Origin of the sequence: Pseudomonas sp. PI1, from assembly GCF_000812405.1 — a bacterium.
GTDB classification, from domain to species: Bacteria; Pseudomonadota; Gammaproteobacteria; order Pseudomonadales; family Pseudomonadaceae; genus Pseudomonas; species Pseudomonas citronellolis.
The window spans coordinates 25487-41309 of record NZ_JWMC01000080.1; the positions used below are offsets into that span (position 1 = coordinate 25487).

Annotated in this window: 13 protein-coding genes; 5 read left to right on the forward strand and 8 right to left on the reverse strand. The window is 68.5% G+C overall.

Annotated elements, in window-relative coordinates; translation table 11 throughout:
* Nucleotides 1–115: 115 nt before the first annotated feature.
* Nucleotides 116–1156, reverse strand: coding sequence for a DUF2066 domain-containing protein (locus RN02_RS25260; RefSeq protein WP_043317757.1), 1041 nt, complete (start codon nucleotides 1154–1156; stop codon nucleotides 116–118).
* A gap of 215 nt (nucleotides 1157–1371) precedes the next feature.
* Here RN02_RS25260 and purM point away from each other — a divergent pair, with 215 nt between their 5' ends.
* The 3 genes from purM to RN02_RS25275 are packed head-to-tail and all read left to right on the forward strand — an operon-like array spanning nucleotide 1372 to nucleotide 3810.
* Nucleotides 1372–2433 (forward strand): phosphoribosylformylglycinamidine cyclo-ligase, encoded by a 1062-nt coding sequence (gene purM, locus RN02_RS25265; RefSeq protein ID WP_043271266.1) that lies wholly within the window; start codon nucleotides 1372–1374, stop codon nucleotides 2431–2433.
* The gene (gene purN / locus RN02_RS25270) at nucleotides 2433–3083 is read left to right on the forward strand and encodes a phosphoribosylglycinamide formyltransferase (RefSeq protein ID WP_009616901.1); all 651 of its coding nucleotides are present in this window, start codon (nucleotides 2433–2435) and stop codon (nucleotides 3081–3083) included. The genes purM and purN overlap by 1 nt, the downstream gene beginning before the upstream one ends.
* Nucleotides 3084–3093: 10 nt before the next feature.
* Nucleotides 3094–3810 (forward strand): DUF3108 domain-containing protein, encoded by a 717-nt coding sequence (locus tag RN02_RS25275; protein ID WP_009616899.1) that lies wholly within the window; start codon nucleotides 3094–3096, stop codon nucleotides 3808–3810.
* Nucleotides 3811–3867: 57 nt separating this feature from the next.
* On the opposite strand, the gene RN02_RS25280 is transcribed toward RN02_RS25275, so the two are convergent.
* Nucleotides 3868–4407 (reverse strand): DUF2058 domain-containing protein, encoded by a 540-nt coding sequence (locus RN02_RS25280; RefSeq protein WP_043317759.1) that lies wholly within the window; start codon nucleotides 4405–4407, stop codon nucleotides 3868–3870.
* 163 nt (nucleotides 4408–4570) lie between these two features.
* On the opposite strand from RN02_RS25280, the gene RN02_RS25285 reads away from it, so the two are divergent.
* A complete protein-coding gene (locus tag RN02_RS25285; RefSeq protein WP_043317760.1) occupies nucleotides 4571–5503 on the forward strand; it encodes an aspartyl/asparaginyl beta-hydroxylase domain-containing protein in 933 nt (310 codons plus the stop codon).
* Nucleotides 5504–5711: 208 nt separating this feature from the next.
* On the opposite strand, the gene mazG is transcribed toward RN02_RS25285, so the two are convergent.
* The 4 genes from mazG to cysM form a co-directional block, all read right to left on the reverse strand.
* The gene (gene mazG, locus RN02_RS25290; RefSeq protein WP_043317762.1) at nucleotides 5712–6545 is read right to left on the reverse strand and encodes a nucleoside triphosphate pyrophosphohydrolase; all 834 of its coding nucleotides are present in this window, start codon (nucleotides 6543–6545) and stop codon (nucleotides 5712–5714) included.
* Complete coding sequence (relA, locus tag RN02_RS25295) at nucleotides 6538–8796, reverse strand: GTP diphosphokinase (protein ID WP_009616890.1); 2259 nt, start codon at nucleotides 8794–8796, stop codon at nucleotides 6538–6540. The genes mazG and relA overlap by 8 nt, the downstream gene beginning before the upstream one ends.
* 90 nt (nucleotides 8797–8886) lie before the next feature.
* Nucleotides 8887–10251: a 23S rRNA (uracil(1939)-C(5))-methyltransferase RlmD gene (rlmD, locus tag RN02_RS25300; RefSeq protein ID WP_043317764.1), complete on the reverse strand. Its 1365-nt coding sequence runs from the start codon at nucleotides 10249–10251 to the stop codon at nucleotides 8887–8889.
* Nucleotide 10252: 1 nt separating this feature from the next.
* Entirely contained in the window at nucleotides 10253–11152 is a 900-nt protein-coding gene (gene cysM, locus RN02_RS25305; protein ID WP_043271274.1) for a cysteine synthase CysM, read from the reverse strand.
* 332 nt (nucleotides 11153–11484) lie between these two features.
* Here cysM and RN02_RS25310 point away from each other — a divergent pair, with 332 nt between their 5' ends.
* Nucleotides 11485–13713, forward strand: a complete 2229-nt coding sequence (locus tag RN02_RS25310; protein WP_043317766.1) for a TonB-dependent receptor domain-containing protein — start codon at nucleotides 11485–11487, stop codon at nucleotides 13711–13713.
* Between the two features lie 30 nt (nucleotides 13714–13743).
* Here RN02_RS25310 and RN02_RS25315 read toward each other — a convergent pair whose 3' ends face one another.
* Together RN02_RS25315 and RN02_RS25320 are read right to left on the reverse strand one after the other, a co-directional pair.
* The gene (locus RN02_RS25315) at nucleotides 13744–15123 is read right to left on the reverse strand and encodes a HAMP domain-containing sensor histidine kinase (RefSeq protein ID WP_051878968.1); all 1380 of its coding nucleotides are present in this window, start codon (nucleotides 15121–15123) and stop codon (nucleotides 13744–13746) included.
* A complete protein-coding gene (locus RN02_RS25320) occupies nucleotides 15101–15811 on the reverse strand; it encodes a response regulator transcription factor (RefSeq protein WP_009616884.1) in 711 nt (236 codons plus the stop codon). The genes RN02_RS25315 and RN02_RS25320 overlap by 23 nt, the downstream gene beginning before the upstream one ends.
* Nucleotides 15812–15823: the final 12 nt, after the last annotated feature.

Here is a 15823-nt window from a genome sequence, read left to right on the forward strand (position 1 = left end):
TACAGTGAAGCCATACGGATCAAAAGTGTAACCAAATCATCATTTTGGCGCATCCGAAAAGGCGCCGGAGGCGCAGCATACTGCGAATCCGGCGCCAGGCCCACCCGCGGCGTGACTACCAGCGGAAGCGCATGACGTTGCTCGGCGCCGCGGGCTGCGCCGGCAGCGGCTGGCCATTGGCGTCCAGCGCCGGCTGGGCCGGCTCAGTCGGGGCCTCCTGCAGGTGCGCCAGGCCCAGTTGGGCGCGCAGTTGGTCGGGGCTGGCGTTGAGGCGGTATTGCAGGTTGTCGCCCTGGGCCAGGACCAGCTTCGCGCCCATCGGGTCGAGCAGCTTCTGCAGCTGGGCATAGCGTTCGAGGTTGGCGCCCTGCACCTGCAGGGTCAGGGCGCTGGCCGCGCCCGGCGCGCCGACGAAGCGCGGCGCCAGGCGCTGGCTGACCGCCAGCATCACGGCATCGGCCAGGGCGTCCGGGCTGTCGCCCTGAACCTGGCCCTGCTCGCGGGAGTCGCCCAGCCACAGGCGCCATTGCGCCTGCCACTTGCCGCCGTCTTCCTTGGCGTCGACCGCCAGCAGGCCGTCGGCGGAATAGCGCTCGGAGGCGGCGCGCAGCGCGTCGGGCTGCGCGGCGGTGATGTTCTGCGCGGTGCCCACGCCCTGCTCGGAGAGGTCGGCCATCGGCAGCAACAGCGGCAGGCCGCGGCGTTGGGCGGCGCGGTTGAGCGGCGCGGCGCCTTCCTGGCTGTCGCCCACCAGGCTGCTGCCGGCGGCGCTTTCGTTCAGCCACCAGGCCAGCAGGCTCGGACGGTTGGCGCCCCAGACCGGCAGGCCGGCCTGGCGCAGGGCGTTGTTCACCGAGGCGGGGTCGAAGTCCACCACCAGGGCCAGCGGCGGGCCGTTCTCGTAGCCGTACTGGCTGATCAGTTGCTGCGGGTCCTTGAAGTAGCCGGCCAGCGCGCCGCTCTGGGCGGCGCGGGCATCGCCGGTCAGGCGCAGCACCAGGGTCTGCAGCGCGCGGGACAGGCCGGCGCTGCGCTCGTCCGGCTGCTGCGAGGCCACCGGCTCGTGCACCTGGTAGAGGTTGCCCAGCGCGGCGGCGAAGGACGGCAGGCTGAGCAACGACAGGCAGAGGATCAACAGGCGGGCGGTAAATCGCATGACAGGCTCTCGACGAACGGAATAAGGAAGGGAACGGCACCTGGCAAGCCCCTCCGGAAGACCTATACCTTAAACAGCCCTCCGGTCAGCGGCAACAGCGCGAGATGGCCGCTGCCGGGCAAGCCTGATAAAATCCCGCGCCTCCCGCGAGGTCGCCGCGAATCCTTCGCGCCGCGGCCGGCAGACGAATCACTCCTTTCTACAGGCCTGGATACATGAGCAGCAAGCAACCCTCGTTGAGCTACAAGGACGCCGGTGTGGACATCGACGCCGGCGAAGCCCTCGTCGAACGCATCAAAGGCGTCGCCAAGCGCACCGCGCGTCCTGAAGTCATGGGCGGCCTGGGCGGCTTCGGCGCGCTCTGCGAGATCCCGGCCGGCTACAAGCAGCCGGTGCTGGTTTCCGGCACCGACGGCGTCGGCACCAAGCTGCGCCTGGCGCTGAACCTGAACAAGCACGACAGCATCGGCCAGGACCTGGTCGCCATGTGCGTCAACGACCTGGTGGTCTGCGGCGCCGAGCCGCTGTTCTTCCTCGACTACTACGCCACCGGCAAGCTCAACGTCGACGTCGCCGCCACCGTGGTGACCGGCATCGGCGCCGGCTGCGAACTGGCCGGCTGCTCGCTGGTCGGCGGTGAAACCGCCGAGATGCCCGGCATGTACGAGGGCGAGGACTACGACCTGGCCGGCTTCTGCGTCGGCGTGGTGGAGAAGGCCGAGATCATCGACGGCTCGAAGGTGGTCGCCGGCGACGCCCTGGTCGCCCTGCCCTCCTCCGGCCCGCACTCCAACGGCTACTCGCTGATCCGCAAGATCATCGAAGTCTCCGGCGCCGACATCGAAGCCACCCAGCTCGACGGCAAGCCCCTGGCCGACCTGCTGATGGCGCCGACGCGCATCTACGTCAAGCCGCTGCTGCAGCTGATCGAGCAGACCGGCGCGGTCAAGGCCATGGCCCACATCACCGGCGGCGGCCTGCTGGACAACATCCCGCGCGTACTGCCGGACAACGCCCAGGCCGTGATCGACGTGGCCAGCTGGCAGCGCCCGGCGGTATTCGACTGGCTGCAGGAGAAGGGCAATGTCGACGAGCACGAGATGCACCGCGTGCTGAACTGCGGCGTGGGCATGGTCATCTGCGTCGCCCAGGACCAGGTCGAGGCCACCCTCGCCTCCCTGCGCGCCTCCGGCGAGCAGCCCTGGGTCATCGGCCGCATCGACGCCTGCGCAGCGGACGCCGAACGCGTGGTGCTGAACAACCTGAAAGGCCACTGATGTCCCGTCCTTGCAATGTCGTGGTGCTGATTTCCGGCTCCGGCAGCAACCTGCAAGCACTGATCGACAGCCTGGCCGACGGCGCCACGCCGGCCACCATCCGCGCGGTGATTTCCAACCGCGCGGACGCCTACGGCCTGCAGCGCGCCGCCGCCGCGGGCATCGCCACCGAGGTCCTGGACCACAAGGGCTTCGCCGACCGCGAAGCCTTCGACGCCGAGCTGATCCGCCGCATCGACGCCCACGCCCCGGACCTGGTGGTCCTGGCCGGCTTCATGCGCATCCTCAGCTCGGCCTTCGTGCGCCACTACCACGGCCGCCTGCTGAACATCCACCCCTCGCTGCTACCCAAGTACAAGGGCCTGCACACCCACCAGCGGGCGCTGGAGGCCGGTGACGCCGAGCATGGCTGCTCGGTGCATTTCGTCACCGAGGAACTCGACGGCGGCCCTCTGGTCGTACAGGCGGCAATCCCGGTAGAGTCGCAAGACACGCCGGAGACGCTCGCCGCGCGGGTGCACGTGCAGGAGCACCTGATCTACCCGCTGGCCATGCGCTGGTTCGCCGAAGGCCGTTTGCGCCTGGGCGAGCGAGGCGCCATGCTGGATGGCCAGGCGTTGCCGGCCACCGGCTACCCGTTCCGAACCTAGGAGATTCGCGATGCGTAGAGTCCTGCTGTTCCTGATGGCCCTGCTGACGTTGCCGGCGTATGCCGCCTCGTTCCAGATCAAGCCGTTCGAGGCCAGCTACACCGCGGACTGGAAGCAGATGCCGCTGAGCGGGACCGCTTCCCGCAGCCTCAAGCAAGGCGACGGCGGCAACTGGGAACTCGACTTCCAGGCCTCCATGCTGCTCGCCAGCCTGAAGGAGAGCAGTTCCTTCAAGGTCGAAGGCGATACCTACCTGCCGCAGACCTACCACTGGGCCCGCGAGGGCCTGGGCAAGAACAAGTCCACCGACCTGCAGTTCGACTGGGCGCAGAAACAGGTCACCGGCAGCGACCGCGGCGACGCCGTGCGCCTGCCGCTGAACCGCGGCCAGCTCGACAAGTCCACCTACCAGTTGGTGCTGCAGCACGACGTCGCCGTCGGCAAGAAGAGCATGAGCTATCAGGTGATCGAGGGTACCGACACCGATACCTACGACTTCCGCGTGCTCGGCGAGGAGAAGGTCGCCACCCAGGCCGGCCAGATCGACGCCATCAAGGTCGAACGCGTGCGCGACCCGACCAAGAGCAACCGCAAGACCGTCCTCTGGTTCGCCAAGGACTGGGACTACCTGCTGGTGCGCCTGTACCAGCAGGAGACCGACGGCAAGGAGTACCAGATCATGCTCAAGGACGGCACCGTCGACGGCAGGCAGGTCAAGGGCTCGTAACCTCGGGCAGCATGAAAAAAGCCGGGCATCCGCCCGGCTTTTTCGTTTCCGCAGCTGTCACCACATGAGATCGTCGGGCACCACATAGTCCTTGTACGGATCGTCCTCGTCCGGCTCGCCGCTGGGCTCGTTGAGCAGCACCACGCGGCGCTCGTCGCGTTCCTGGACGCGCAGCGCGGCATCGCGCGGGACTATCTCGTAGCGCCCGTCGTAGCTGACGATGGCCAGGCTGCCGCGGCTGAGCTTGTCGCGGATCAGGGCGTTCACCGCGATGCGCTTGACCTTCTTGGCGTCGACGAAGTTGTAGTAGTCGTCGCCCTCCATCCTGGGCAGGCGGGTGCCTTCGATCAGTTGCTTGATCTGCGCGGCGCGGGCCTTCTTCTCGGCTTTCTCCTGCTGCTGGCGGTTCAGCTCCTGGTCGCGGGCCTGCTTCTCGGCCTGGGCCTGCAACGCGGCCTGGCGCTGGCTGTCGTCCTTCTCGGCCTGGCCTTTGTGCTCCAGGCGCTGCTGTTTCTGCTTCTGCTTGCTGGCCTGCTTGGCCTGCTTTTCGTTGACCAGCCCGGCTTTCAGCAACTGGTCACGCAATGACATGCTCATTGGCTAACGACTCTCCGACAGCCTGCGAATATGACGCAGGACAATTCTGACGTGGCGGAAAATTCAGCGGCGACGCGCGCTGAGGGTATAATCCTCGGGCCTGTGTCGGCGTTGCGCAAGTGGCCGGCCGTTTTTCAGCCAAACAGGGCGGACTCGCCATCCCATGATCAAGCTCCTCGTCCTCGCGATCCTCGCCATCTTCCTCATCGCCATTCTCTACGTGCACCTGCGCGGCAAGGTGCGCCTGCCGTTCCTGCGCCAGGTGGTCAACCACTCGGCCTGGTTCGCTCCGTACAACTCGCTGATGTACCTGAACTCCAGCGTACCCTCCAAGCCCTACCTGGACCGTGAGCGCTTCCCGGAACTCGACAAGCTGCGCGACAACTGGCAGATGATCCGCGAAGAAGCCGAGCAGCTGTTCGACGAGGGCTACATCCGCGATGCCCTGAACAACAACGAGGCGGGCTTCGGCTCCTTCTTCAAGAAGGGCTGGACGCGCTTCTACCTGACCTGGTACGACGGCCCCCTGCCCTCCGCGCAGCGCCTGTGCCCGAAGACCGTGGAGCTGGTCAGCAGCATCCCCAACGTCAAGGGCGCGATGTTCACCCGCCTGCCGCCGAACAGCCACCTGAACAAGCACCGCGACCCCTACGCCGGCTCCCTGCGCTACCACCTGGGCCTGGCCACGCCGAACTCGGACAGTTGCCGCATCTTCGTCGACGGCCAACCCTACGCCTGGCGCGACGGCGAGGACGTGATGTTCGACGAGACCTTCGTGCACTGGGTGAAGAACGAGACGGACGAATCGCGCCTGATCCTCTTCTGCGACGTCGAGCGTCCGCTCAAGTCGCCGCTGCTGACGCGCATCAACCGCCGCGTCAGCGCCTTCCTCGGCCGCGCCACCGCGCCGCAGAACGTCGAGGGCGAGCGCGTCGGCGGGATCAACCAGGCCTACTCGGTGCTGATTCGTATCGGCAACGGCGTGGGTGGGCAGGTGAAGAAGTTCAAGCGGCGCTATCCCAAGGCCTACCGCATCGGTCGGCCGATTCTGGCGGTGCTGTTGCTGGTGTTGCTGATTCGCTGGATGTTCACGTAGGAGGTGCCGGCGCGCTTCGCGGATGAGATCCTACGGTTCCAGGAAGCACGGGTTTTCGTAGGATGGCGTTGAGCGAAGCGATACCCATCACCACGGCAGCATGGGTTTCGCAAGCTCAACCCATCCTACGAAGAGCGCCTCGGCGCAAGACAGTTGCTCCTACAGGAAGCCCCGGCGAACCGGGGCTTTTTTCGTAACGCCGACCTAACTAACCACACCCCAGCGGATTCTTCTCCTCCCGCTTGGCCTCGCCCCAGAGCGCATCCAGCTCTTCCAGGCTGCATTCCTCGGCCTTACGGCCCTGGTCGCGCAGGGCGGTCTCGATGTAGCGGAAGCGCCTTTCGAACTTGCCATTCGCCGCGCGCAGGGCGGTTTCCGGGTCGACCTTCAGGTGCCGGGCCAGGTTGACCACCACGAACAGCAGGTCGCCGATCTCCTCTGCCTGGGCTTCGGCGTCGCCGTCGGCCATGGCTTCCAGCACTTCGTCCAGCTCTTCGCGCAGCTTGTCCACCACCGGCAGGGCTTCCGGCCAGTCGAAGCCGACCTGGGCGGCGCGCTTCTGCAGCTTGGCCGCGCGGCTCAGGGCCGGCAACGCCACCGGCACGTCGTCCAGCAGCGACAGTTGCACCGGCTCGGCGGCCTTGGCCGCGCGCTCCTCGGCCTTGAGTTCTTCCCAGCGCTGCTTCACCGCCGCTTCCGCCAGCTTCGCCGCGTCGGGTTCGCCGTACAGGTCGCCGTCGGGGAACACATGGGGATGGCGGCGGACCAGCTTGGCGGTGATGCCGTGGACCACCGCGTCGAAGTCGAAGCGCTGCTCCTCGCGGGCCAGCTGGGCGTAGTAGACCACCTGGAACAACAGGTCGCCGGCCTCCTCGCGCAGGTGGTCGAAGTCGCCGCGCTCGATGGCGTCGGCGACCTCGTAGGCCTCCTCGATGGTGTAGGGGGCGATGCTCGCGTAGTCCTGCTTGAGGTCCCAGGGGCAGCCGTGCTGCGGGTCGCGCAGGCGCGCCATGAGGTACAGCAGGTCGTCGAGCTTATACATCCTTGCCACCCGCGCGGTCGCGCCGCGCCTCGATGATGTTGGGCAACTGCGAGATGCGCGCCAGCAGGCGGCCCAGGGAATCCAGGCCGGGGATCTCGATGGTCAGGCGCATGGTCGCGGTGTTGTCGTCCTTGTCCGAGCGGGTGTTCACCGCCAGCACGTTGATGCGTTCGTTGAGCAGTACCTGGGACACATCGCGCAGCAGGCCGGAACGGTCGTAGGCGCGGATGACGATGTCCACCGGGTAGGTCTGCACCGGCACCGGGCCCCAGCTCACCTGGATCATCCGCTCCGGCTCGCGGCCGGCCAGTTGCAGCACGGTGGCGCAATCCTGGCGGTGGATGGTGACGCCGCGGCCGAGGGTGATGTAGCCGACGATCGGGTCGCCCGGCAGTGGCTGGCAGCAGCCGGCCATCTGCGTCAGCAGGTTGCCCACGCCCTGGATCTGGATGTCGCCGCGCTTGCCGTGGCCGAGGCGGCTGGGCTTGCGCGGGATGAGTTCGAGCTGCTCGTTGCCGCGCTCCGGCTCCACCAGGGCCTGGGCGTAGTTGACCACGTGGGCCAGGCGCAGGTCGCCGGCGCCTAGGGCCGCAAACAGGTCCTCGCCGGTCTTGTAGTTGGCCTTCTCGGCCAGCTTCTCGAAGTCCACCGGCGGCAGCGCCAGGCGCCCCAGTTCGCGTTCGAGCATGGCCTTGCCGGCGGCGACGTTCTGGTCGCGGGCCTGCAGCTTGAACCAGTGGACGATCTTCGCCCGCGCCCGCGAGGTGGTGACGTAGCCGAGGTTCTGGTTCAGCCAGTCGCGGCTCGGGCCGCTGTGCTTGCCGGTGATGATTTCCACCTGCTCGCCGGTCTGCAGGCTGTAGTTCAGCGGCACGATGCGCCCGTTGATCTTGGCGCCGCGGCAGTTGTGGCCCACCTCGGTGTGCACGCGGTAGGCGAAGTCCAGCGGCGTGGAACCCTTGGGCAGGTCGATGGCGTGGCCGTCGGGGGTGAACACGTACACCCGGTCCGGCTCGATGTCCACGCGCAGCTGTTCGGCCAGGCCGCCGATGTCGCCCAGCTCCTCGTGCCACTCCAGGACCTGGCGCAGCCAGGAGATCTTCTCCTCGTAGTGGTTGGAGCCGGACTTGACGTCGGTGCCCTTGTAGCGCCAGTGCGCGCACACGCCCAGCTCGGCTTCCTCGTGCATGGCGTGGGTGCGGATCTGCACTTCCAGCACCTTGCCCTCGGGGCCGATCACCGCGGTGTGCAGCGAGCGGTAGCCGTTTTCCTTGGGGTTGGCGATGTAGTCGTCGAATTCCTTGGGGATGTGCCGCCACAGGGTGTGCACGATGCCCAGTGCGGTATAGCAGTCGCGCATCTCCGGGACCAGCACGCGCACCGCGCGCACGTCGTAGATCTGGCTGAAGTCCAGGCCCTTGCGCTGCATCTTCCGCCAGATCGAGTAGATGTGCTTGGCGCGGCCGGACAGGTCGGCCTTGATGCCGGTGGCGGCCAGGGCGTCCTTGAGCTGCTGCATCACGGTGGCGATGTACTGCTCGCGGTCCAGGCGGCGCTCGTGCAGCAGCTTGGCGATCTGCTTGTACTGGTCGGGCTCCAGGTAGCGGAAGGACAGGTCCTCCAGCTCCCACTTGATGTGGCCGATGCCCAGGCGGTGCGCCAGCGGCGCATAGATGTCGAACACCTCGCGGGCGACGCGCATGCGCTTCTCCTCGTCGGCGTTCTTCACCGCGCGGATGGCGCAGGTGCGCTCGGCCAGCTTGATCAGCGCGACGCGCACGTCGTCGACCATGGCCACCAGCATCTTGCGCAGGTTCTCAATCTGCGCCTGGGTGCCGAGCACCATGGACTGCCGCGGGTTGAGGCTGGCGCTGATCGCCGCCATGCGCAGCACGCCCTCGATCAGCTTGGCCACCACCGGGCCGAAGCGCTGCTGCACTTCCTCCAGCTTGACCTTGCCCTCGCGGACGCCACGGTAGATCACCGCGGCCACCAGCGACTCCTGGTCCAGCTTGAGGTCGGCGAGGATCTCGGCGATCTCAAGGCCGGTCTGGAAGCTCGAAGTGCCATCGGCCCAGGCGGCTTCCACCTGGCTGACCGCCTTGTTCTCGGCCTCGCGGGCGAACTCGCAGGCCTCCAGCAGGACCTTGCGATCCAGCACCGGGACCAGGGTCTGGACGTGGTCCAGCCAGGCCTCGAGGTTGATGCTGCCGTCGGTGTTGACCGGCTGGTGCGCTCTCACCTGTACCATCTTGTCTACCCTTCCCCACGGTGTGCCGTGGCACACCGCTCGACTGCGCCGGCCTTTCTGGCGTGGGCCGGTCGGATTGCGCAGGTCGTCCTAACCTGCCTCGAACAGAGCCATCGCCTCCACATGCGCCGTCTGCGGGAACATGTCGAGGATTCCGGCACGCTTCAGGCGATAGCCCTGACGGGCCAGTTCGCCGGCGTCGCGCGCCAGGGTCGCCGGGTTGCAGGACACATAGAGTACCCGCTCGGCGCCCAGTTCACGCATGCCCCGCGCCATCTCGAACGCGCCGTCACGCGGCGGGTCGAGCAGCACGGCGGAAAACCCCTTGGCCGCGTCCCCGGCGAACCAGCGCGCCGCGGACAGCGGCTGCGCCAGGTCGGCCTGGTGGAACACGGCGTTGTCCAGGCCATTGGCCCGGGCGTTGGCCGCGGCGCGCGCGACCATGCTTTGCACGCCTTCCACGCCCACCACGCAGGCGGCGCTTCGGGCCAGCGGCAGGGCGAAATTGCCCAGGCCACAGAACAGGTCTAGCACCCGTTCCGCCGGTGCGGGGGCCAACCAGTCCAGCGCCTGCGCGACCATGGCCGCGTTGACCGGCTCGTTGACCTGGACGAAGTCCCCCGGCCGGTAGGCCAGGGTCAGGTCCCAGGCGTCCAGGCGGTAGCCCAGGCGCCCTTCGCCGTCGGCCGGCGTCGGTTCGCCGTCGCCCTGCAGCCACAGCAGCACATCCCGTGCCGAACAGAAGGCCCGGAGGCGTTCGAGGTCGGCGGCGGGCAGAGGTTCGGTGTGGCGCAGCAGCAAGGCGCAGGCGGTGCCGTGGAACAGCTCGACGTGGCCGATGGCCCGCGGCCGCTGGAAGCCCTGCAGCATCGCCGGCAACGCGCGGGCCAGCGCCTGCAGTTCGGGCACCAGCACCAGGCAATCGTCGAAGGCGACGATGGCCTGGCTGGCGGCGGCGCGGAACCCCACCTCCAGGCGCTGGGCCTTGGCATCCCAGCGCACGGCGATGCGGGCCCGGCGGCGGTAGCCGAATTCGGGGCCGGCCAGGGGCGCTGCCCACTCTTCCGGGACGATGTCGCCGAAGCGCTGCAGCTGCTCGGCCAGGGTGCGCTGCTTGAGCGCCAATTGTCCGGCGTGGGGCAGGTGCTGCAGGGTGCAGCCGCCGCACTTGCCGGCCACCGTGCAGGGCTCGGCGCGGCGCTCCGGCGCGGCGGTCAGGATGCGTTCGCCGCGGGCGTCCACCACCTGGCTGCGCGCGGCCAGCACGCGGGCCTCGACCTCTTCCCCGGGCAGCGCGCCGGCGACGAACCAGGTGCGCCCTTCCAGGTGCGCGATGCCGCGGCCGTCATGGGCCAGGCGCTCGATGCGCAGGCGCTGCTTCTTGCCCACCGGCACGCCGGCGTTGCGGGCGCCGCCGCTGGGCTGGAAGCGCAGGCCGCTTCTGTGCTTGGCCATGTCAGCTGGGGTCGTAGATTCCGGAGGACAGGTAGCGGTCGCCGCGGTCGCAGATGATCGCCACCAGCACCGCGTTCTCCAGTTCGCGGGACAGGCGCAGCATGGCCGCCACCGCACCGCCGGAGGACACGCCGCAGAAGATGCCTTCCTCGCGGGCCAGCCGGCGCATCACGTCCTCGGCCTCGCTCTGGTGCATGTCCACCACGCGGTCGACGCGGCTAGCGTCGAAGATCTTCGGCAGGTATTCCTGCGGCCAGCGGCGGATGCCGGGGATGGACGAGCCTTCCATCGGCTGCAGGCCGACGATCTGCACCGCCGGGTTCTGCTCCTTGAGGTAGCGCGACACGCCCATGATGGTGCCGGTGGTGCCCATGGAGCTGACGAAGTGGGTGATCTCGCCGTTGGTCTGGCGCCAGATCTCCGGGCCGGTGCCCTGGTAGTGGGCCACCGGGTTGTCGCCGTTGGCGAACTGGTCCAGCACCTTGCCCTTGCCTTCGCGCTGCATCTGGTCGGCCAGGTCGCGGGCGCCTTCCATGCCCTGCTCCTTGCTCACCAGGATCAGCTCGGCGCCGTAGGCGGTCATGGCCGCCTTGCGTTCGGCGGTGGAGTTGTCCGGCATGATCAGGATCATGCGGTAGCCCTTGATCGCCGCGGCCATCGCCAGGGCGATGCCGGTGTTGCCGGAGGTGGCCTCGATCAGGGTGTCGCCGGGGCGGATGTCGCCACGCAGCTCCGCGCGGGTGATCATCGACAGCGCCGGGCGGTCCTTCACGGAGCCGGCCGGGTTGTTGCCTTCGAGTTTCACCAGCAGGGTGTTGGAGGTTTCCCCGGGCAGGCGCTGCAGGCGCACCAGCGGAGTATTGCCGATGCACTCGGCGATGGTGGGGTACTGCACGGTCATGGAGTCGCTCGTCGTCAGCAAGGCCAATCTGGATAGCGGCCTATGATACCGGTAAACCGCCGCCGGCCATATCGGCAAGCGCAGCGAGTGGCATCGGCGGCGGCATCCGCATCTGCCTCGCCGTCCCGGATTCCTTGCTCGGAGACCGGAACATCCGCGTAGGAAATCTCCGCAATTAACATGCTGCCACAATGCGTTCCAGCCCCCATGAGCCGGGCGCTGCAGTGCGATTTCAGGCCTCTGCGGACATATGCAGTAACTTTCATGAAGATGAAAATGATTTGCGTTACCGACAGGCTCCGCCGCCATCACGAGCAGTCAGGAGCCTACCGATGTCCATTCCTCTTTCCCGCACTTCCCTGGCCGGCGCCATCGCCCTGGCCATGGCCGGCCAGGCCCAGGGCAACGACACCCTGAGCCTGGGCGACACCGTGGTCACCGCCGCCGGCTACGAACAGAAGGTCACAGAAGCGCCGGCCAGCATCAGCGTGCTGACCCGCGAGGAACTGCAAGAGAAGCGCTACAGCAACCTGGCCGAGGCCCTGGAAGACGTCGAAGGCGTCGACATCGGCCAGAGCACCGGCAAGACCGGCGGCCTGAACATCAGCATCCGCGGCCTGCCCAGCGACTACACCCTGGTGCTGATCGACGGCCGCCGGCAGAACAGCGCCGGCAACATCACCCCCAACGGCTTCGGCGAGACCTCCACCAGCTTCATGCCGCCGCTCTCGGCCATCGAGCGCATCGAGGTGATCCGCGGCCCCATGTCCACCCTCTACGGCTCCGACGCCATGGGCGGGGTGGTCAACATCATCACCCGCAAGGTGGCCCGCGAATGGGGCGCCAGCCTCAGCCTCGACCACACCGTCCAGGAACACCGCGACTACGGCGACAGCAGCGGCACCAGCCTCTACGCCAGCGGCCCGCTGGTGGCCGACCGGCTCGGCCTGAACCTGCGCGGCAGCTTCTTCGACCGCAGCGCCTCGGACCTGAGCTTCGACGACGGCGCCACCGTCAGCCGCCGCGGCGCCTCCCCGGTGGAAGGCCAGAACTACAACATCGGCAGCCGCCTGACCTTCACCCCCAACGCCGAGCACGACATCTCCCTGGACTTCGAGCGTGGCCGCCAGGCGTACAACAACGACGACTGCCAGTTGGGCACCCTCGACGGCAAGGCCGGCGGCAGCGCCACCGACGGTTGCAACCGCGACGCACCGACGCGCGCCAACGGCTACAAGGACGAACTGCGCTTCGAGCGCGACCAGTTCGCCCTCTCCCACACCGGCCGCCTGGGCTTCGGCACCCTGGACAGCAGCCTGACGCACAGCACCACCGAGACCATCGGGCGCACCATCCCCGGCACCGTCGGGCGGCCCTACAGCGGCTACCCGTCGATCGTCGGCGGCGACGACCGCACCCTCAAGTCCACCGACCTGGTGCTGGACAGCAAGCTGGTGATGCCCCTGGGCGAGGCGCACATGTTCACCCTCGGCGGCCAGTACTGGGACGCGAAGGTCGAGGACGGCATCGCCACCGAGGAATTCCAGCAGAGTTCCTGGGCGCTGTTCGCCGAGGACGAGTGGCGCCTGCGCCAGGACCTGGCGCTGACCCTCGGCGGCCGCTACGAGGACCACGAGGCCTTCGGCGGGCACTTCAGCCCGCGCGCCTACCTGGTGTGGAACACCACCGACAGCTGGACGCTCAAGGGCGGCGTCAGCCAGGGCTACAAGACGCCCACGCTGAACCAGTTGCACGACGGCATCAACGGCGTCAGCGGCCAGGGCCAGATCCTCACCATCGGCAGCCCCGACCTGGACCCGGAAACCAGCACCAACACCGAATTCGGCGTCTACTACGACAACCTCGCCGACTTCAACGCCAACCTCACGCTGTTCCACACCCGCTTCAAGGACAAGATCGACAGCGGCACCCCGATCCCCAACTGCAACTGGCCGGACGCGCCGAACCAGGCCGGCTGCATCGACATGGGCAGCAGCTTCCTGCAGGAGAACTTCGCCCAGCAGGTGAACATCGGCAAGGCCCGCACCCAGGGCGTGGAACTGGCAGGGCGCTGGGCTTTCGCCCCGGCCTTGAGCGCCTCGCTGAACTACACCTACACCGACAGCGAGCAGCTCAGCGGCGACGACAAGGGCGCCCCGCTGACCAACACCCCGCGACACATGGCCAACCTGCGCCTGGACTGGCAGGCCAGCGAGCGCCTGAAGCTCTGGCTGAAGGGCGAGTACCACGGCGAGCGGGCGCGCTTCACCGCGCGCTACGCCAACCTCAACGCGACCAACCAGGCCATCGCCGACCAGTTGGGCGACCTCGACGCCTACCAGGTGTTCCACCTCGGCGGCTCGTTCAAGGCCACGCGCAACCTGACGCTGAACGCCACCCTGTACAACCTGTTCGACAAGGACTTCCTCGGCGGCGACTCCTACACCCCCGCCAACGGCACCACGGGCTGGGCCTCGCACTACATCCAGGGCAGCGCGGGGACCAGCGGCACCCTGGAGGAAGGGCGCCGGTTGTGGCTGTCGGCGGTGATGGAGTTCTGACGGCCGCTGGTCGCCTGGCGCCGCACGGCGTCAGGCGGCCGGCAGGCGCAGGTGCATGCGCAGGCCGGGGTTGCCGCGCTCGGCCCAGAGCTCGCCGCCCTGCAGGCGGATGGCGCTGCGGGCGATGCTCAGGCCCAGGCCGAAGCCCTCGCCGGAACGCGCCGCGGAAAGGCGGGTGAAGGGCAGGAAGATGCGTTCCAGGTCGGCGGCCTCCACCCCCGGCCCCCGGTCGGCCAGGCACAGGTGCCAGTAGTCGCCTTCGCGCTGGCCGAGCAGGCGGACGCAACCGCCCTCCGGGGAATGCCGGATGGCATTGCGCAGCAGGTTCTCCAAAGCCTGCGCCAGGCCATTGAGGTGGCCGCGGACGACGCAGTCCGCCGGCACCTCGCAGTGGAAGCGCGAAGGCGCCCAGCCGGACTCGAAGCCGGCGTCCTCCACCAGCAGTTCCCACAACGGCAGGATGGCGACGTCCTCCAGCGGCAGGCGCGGCCGCTCGGTGTCCATCCAGGCCAGCTCCAGGGTGTTGGCCACCAGCCGCTGCATGACTTCCACCTCGCGCTCCAGGCGCAGGCGCAGCGGGTCCTCGGCCGGCGCGCTCTCGGCGGCGACGCGCAGGCGGCTGAGCGGCGTGCGCAGCTCGTGGGACAGGTCGCGCAGCAACTGGCGCTGGAACTCCACGTGGCCGCTCAGGCGCTGGGCCATGTGGTCGAAGGCGCGGCCCAGCTCGCCCAGCTCGTCGCGGCGGACGCTGACCTCGCGGGCGGCGCCCGAGCCCAGGTCGTCGGCGCGCAGCGCGTTGGCGTGCTCGCGCAGGCGCGCCAGCGGGTGGATCAACTGGCGATAGAGCAGCCCGCACAGCAGCAGCGCCAGCGCGGCGGGCACCACCCCATGGGTGAAGATGCGCGCCAGCGTGGAGTAGCCGGCGGGCTTGAAGCGTTGCGGCAGTTGCAGCACCAGGCGGCCGTCGGCGGGGTGCTCGGGGAAGGGAATGCCGATGTAGGGCAGGCTCCGGCTGCGGTTGCTAACCGGCCAGTCCAGGCCGCGCTGGAAGGTCAGGCGCGTGGCCTCCTCGATGCTCAGCGGCTGGCTGCCCAGGGGCTGCAGGCGGCCGTCCAGCGCCACCATCCAGGTCTGCTCGCTGGCCCGCATGCGTGCCAGCCAGTCGTCCACCGCGGCCTCGCCGCCGGCGTTCCAGGCCCGTTCCAGGTCGGCCGCGTAACCACGGAGCACGGACTGGGCCTGGGTATCGAGGAAATAGCCGCGGCGCTCGACCTGGCGGCCCCAGGTCCAGGACAGCCAGATCAGCACCAGGCAGAGCAGCACCACCGGCACCGCCAGGCGCCAGAACAGCGAATGGCGGCTGGGCAGTACCTGGCGCGCGCGCCGCTCACTCGGCACTAGCGAAAACATAGCCCTTGCCCCAGACCGCGCGCAGTTGATGGCGCGCATAACCGATGGACTGCAGCTTGCGGCGCAGGTGGCTGACGTGCATGTCCAGGCCGCGGTCGTGGGCGGTGTAGCCACGGTTCAGCACGTGCTGGTAGAGGAACGGCTTGCTCAGGGTTTCGTCGACATTGCCGAGGAAGGTTTCCAGCAGGCGCTGCTCGGTGGCGGTGAGCGCCGCGGACTGACCTTCCCAGGCCACCTCGCAGGGTTCCTCGCTCAGCCGCAGCCCGGCGTCCGCGGGGCCGGCCGGCAGCAGGCTGCCGCGCTCCAGGGCGACGCGGCGGAGGATGGCGTCGATGCGCACGTTCAGCTCCGCCAGGCTGAAGGGCTTGGGCAGGTAGTCGTCGGCGCCCTGGGAGAAACCGGCGATGCGGTCCTGCTCGGCGCCCAGGGCGGACATCAGGATCACCGGCACGCGCTGCTCGCGGCGCAGCTGGCGCAGGGCCTCCAGGCCGCTGCAGCCGGGCAGCATGACGTCCAGCAGGACCAGGTCGAAGGCCTCGCTCAGCGCCTGGTCGAGCCCCTCGCGGCCGTCGCGGCACCAGGTCACGGCGAAGCCGCGCTGGCTCAGGTGGCTGTGCAGGTGGGCGCCCAGGGTAGGGTCGTCCTCGATGGTCAGCAGGCGGGGTTGGCTGGTGGCGGTCGGCGTCATGACAAACAAGAC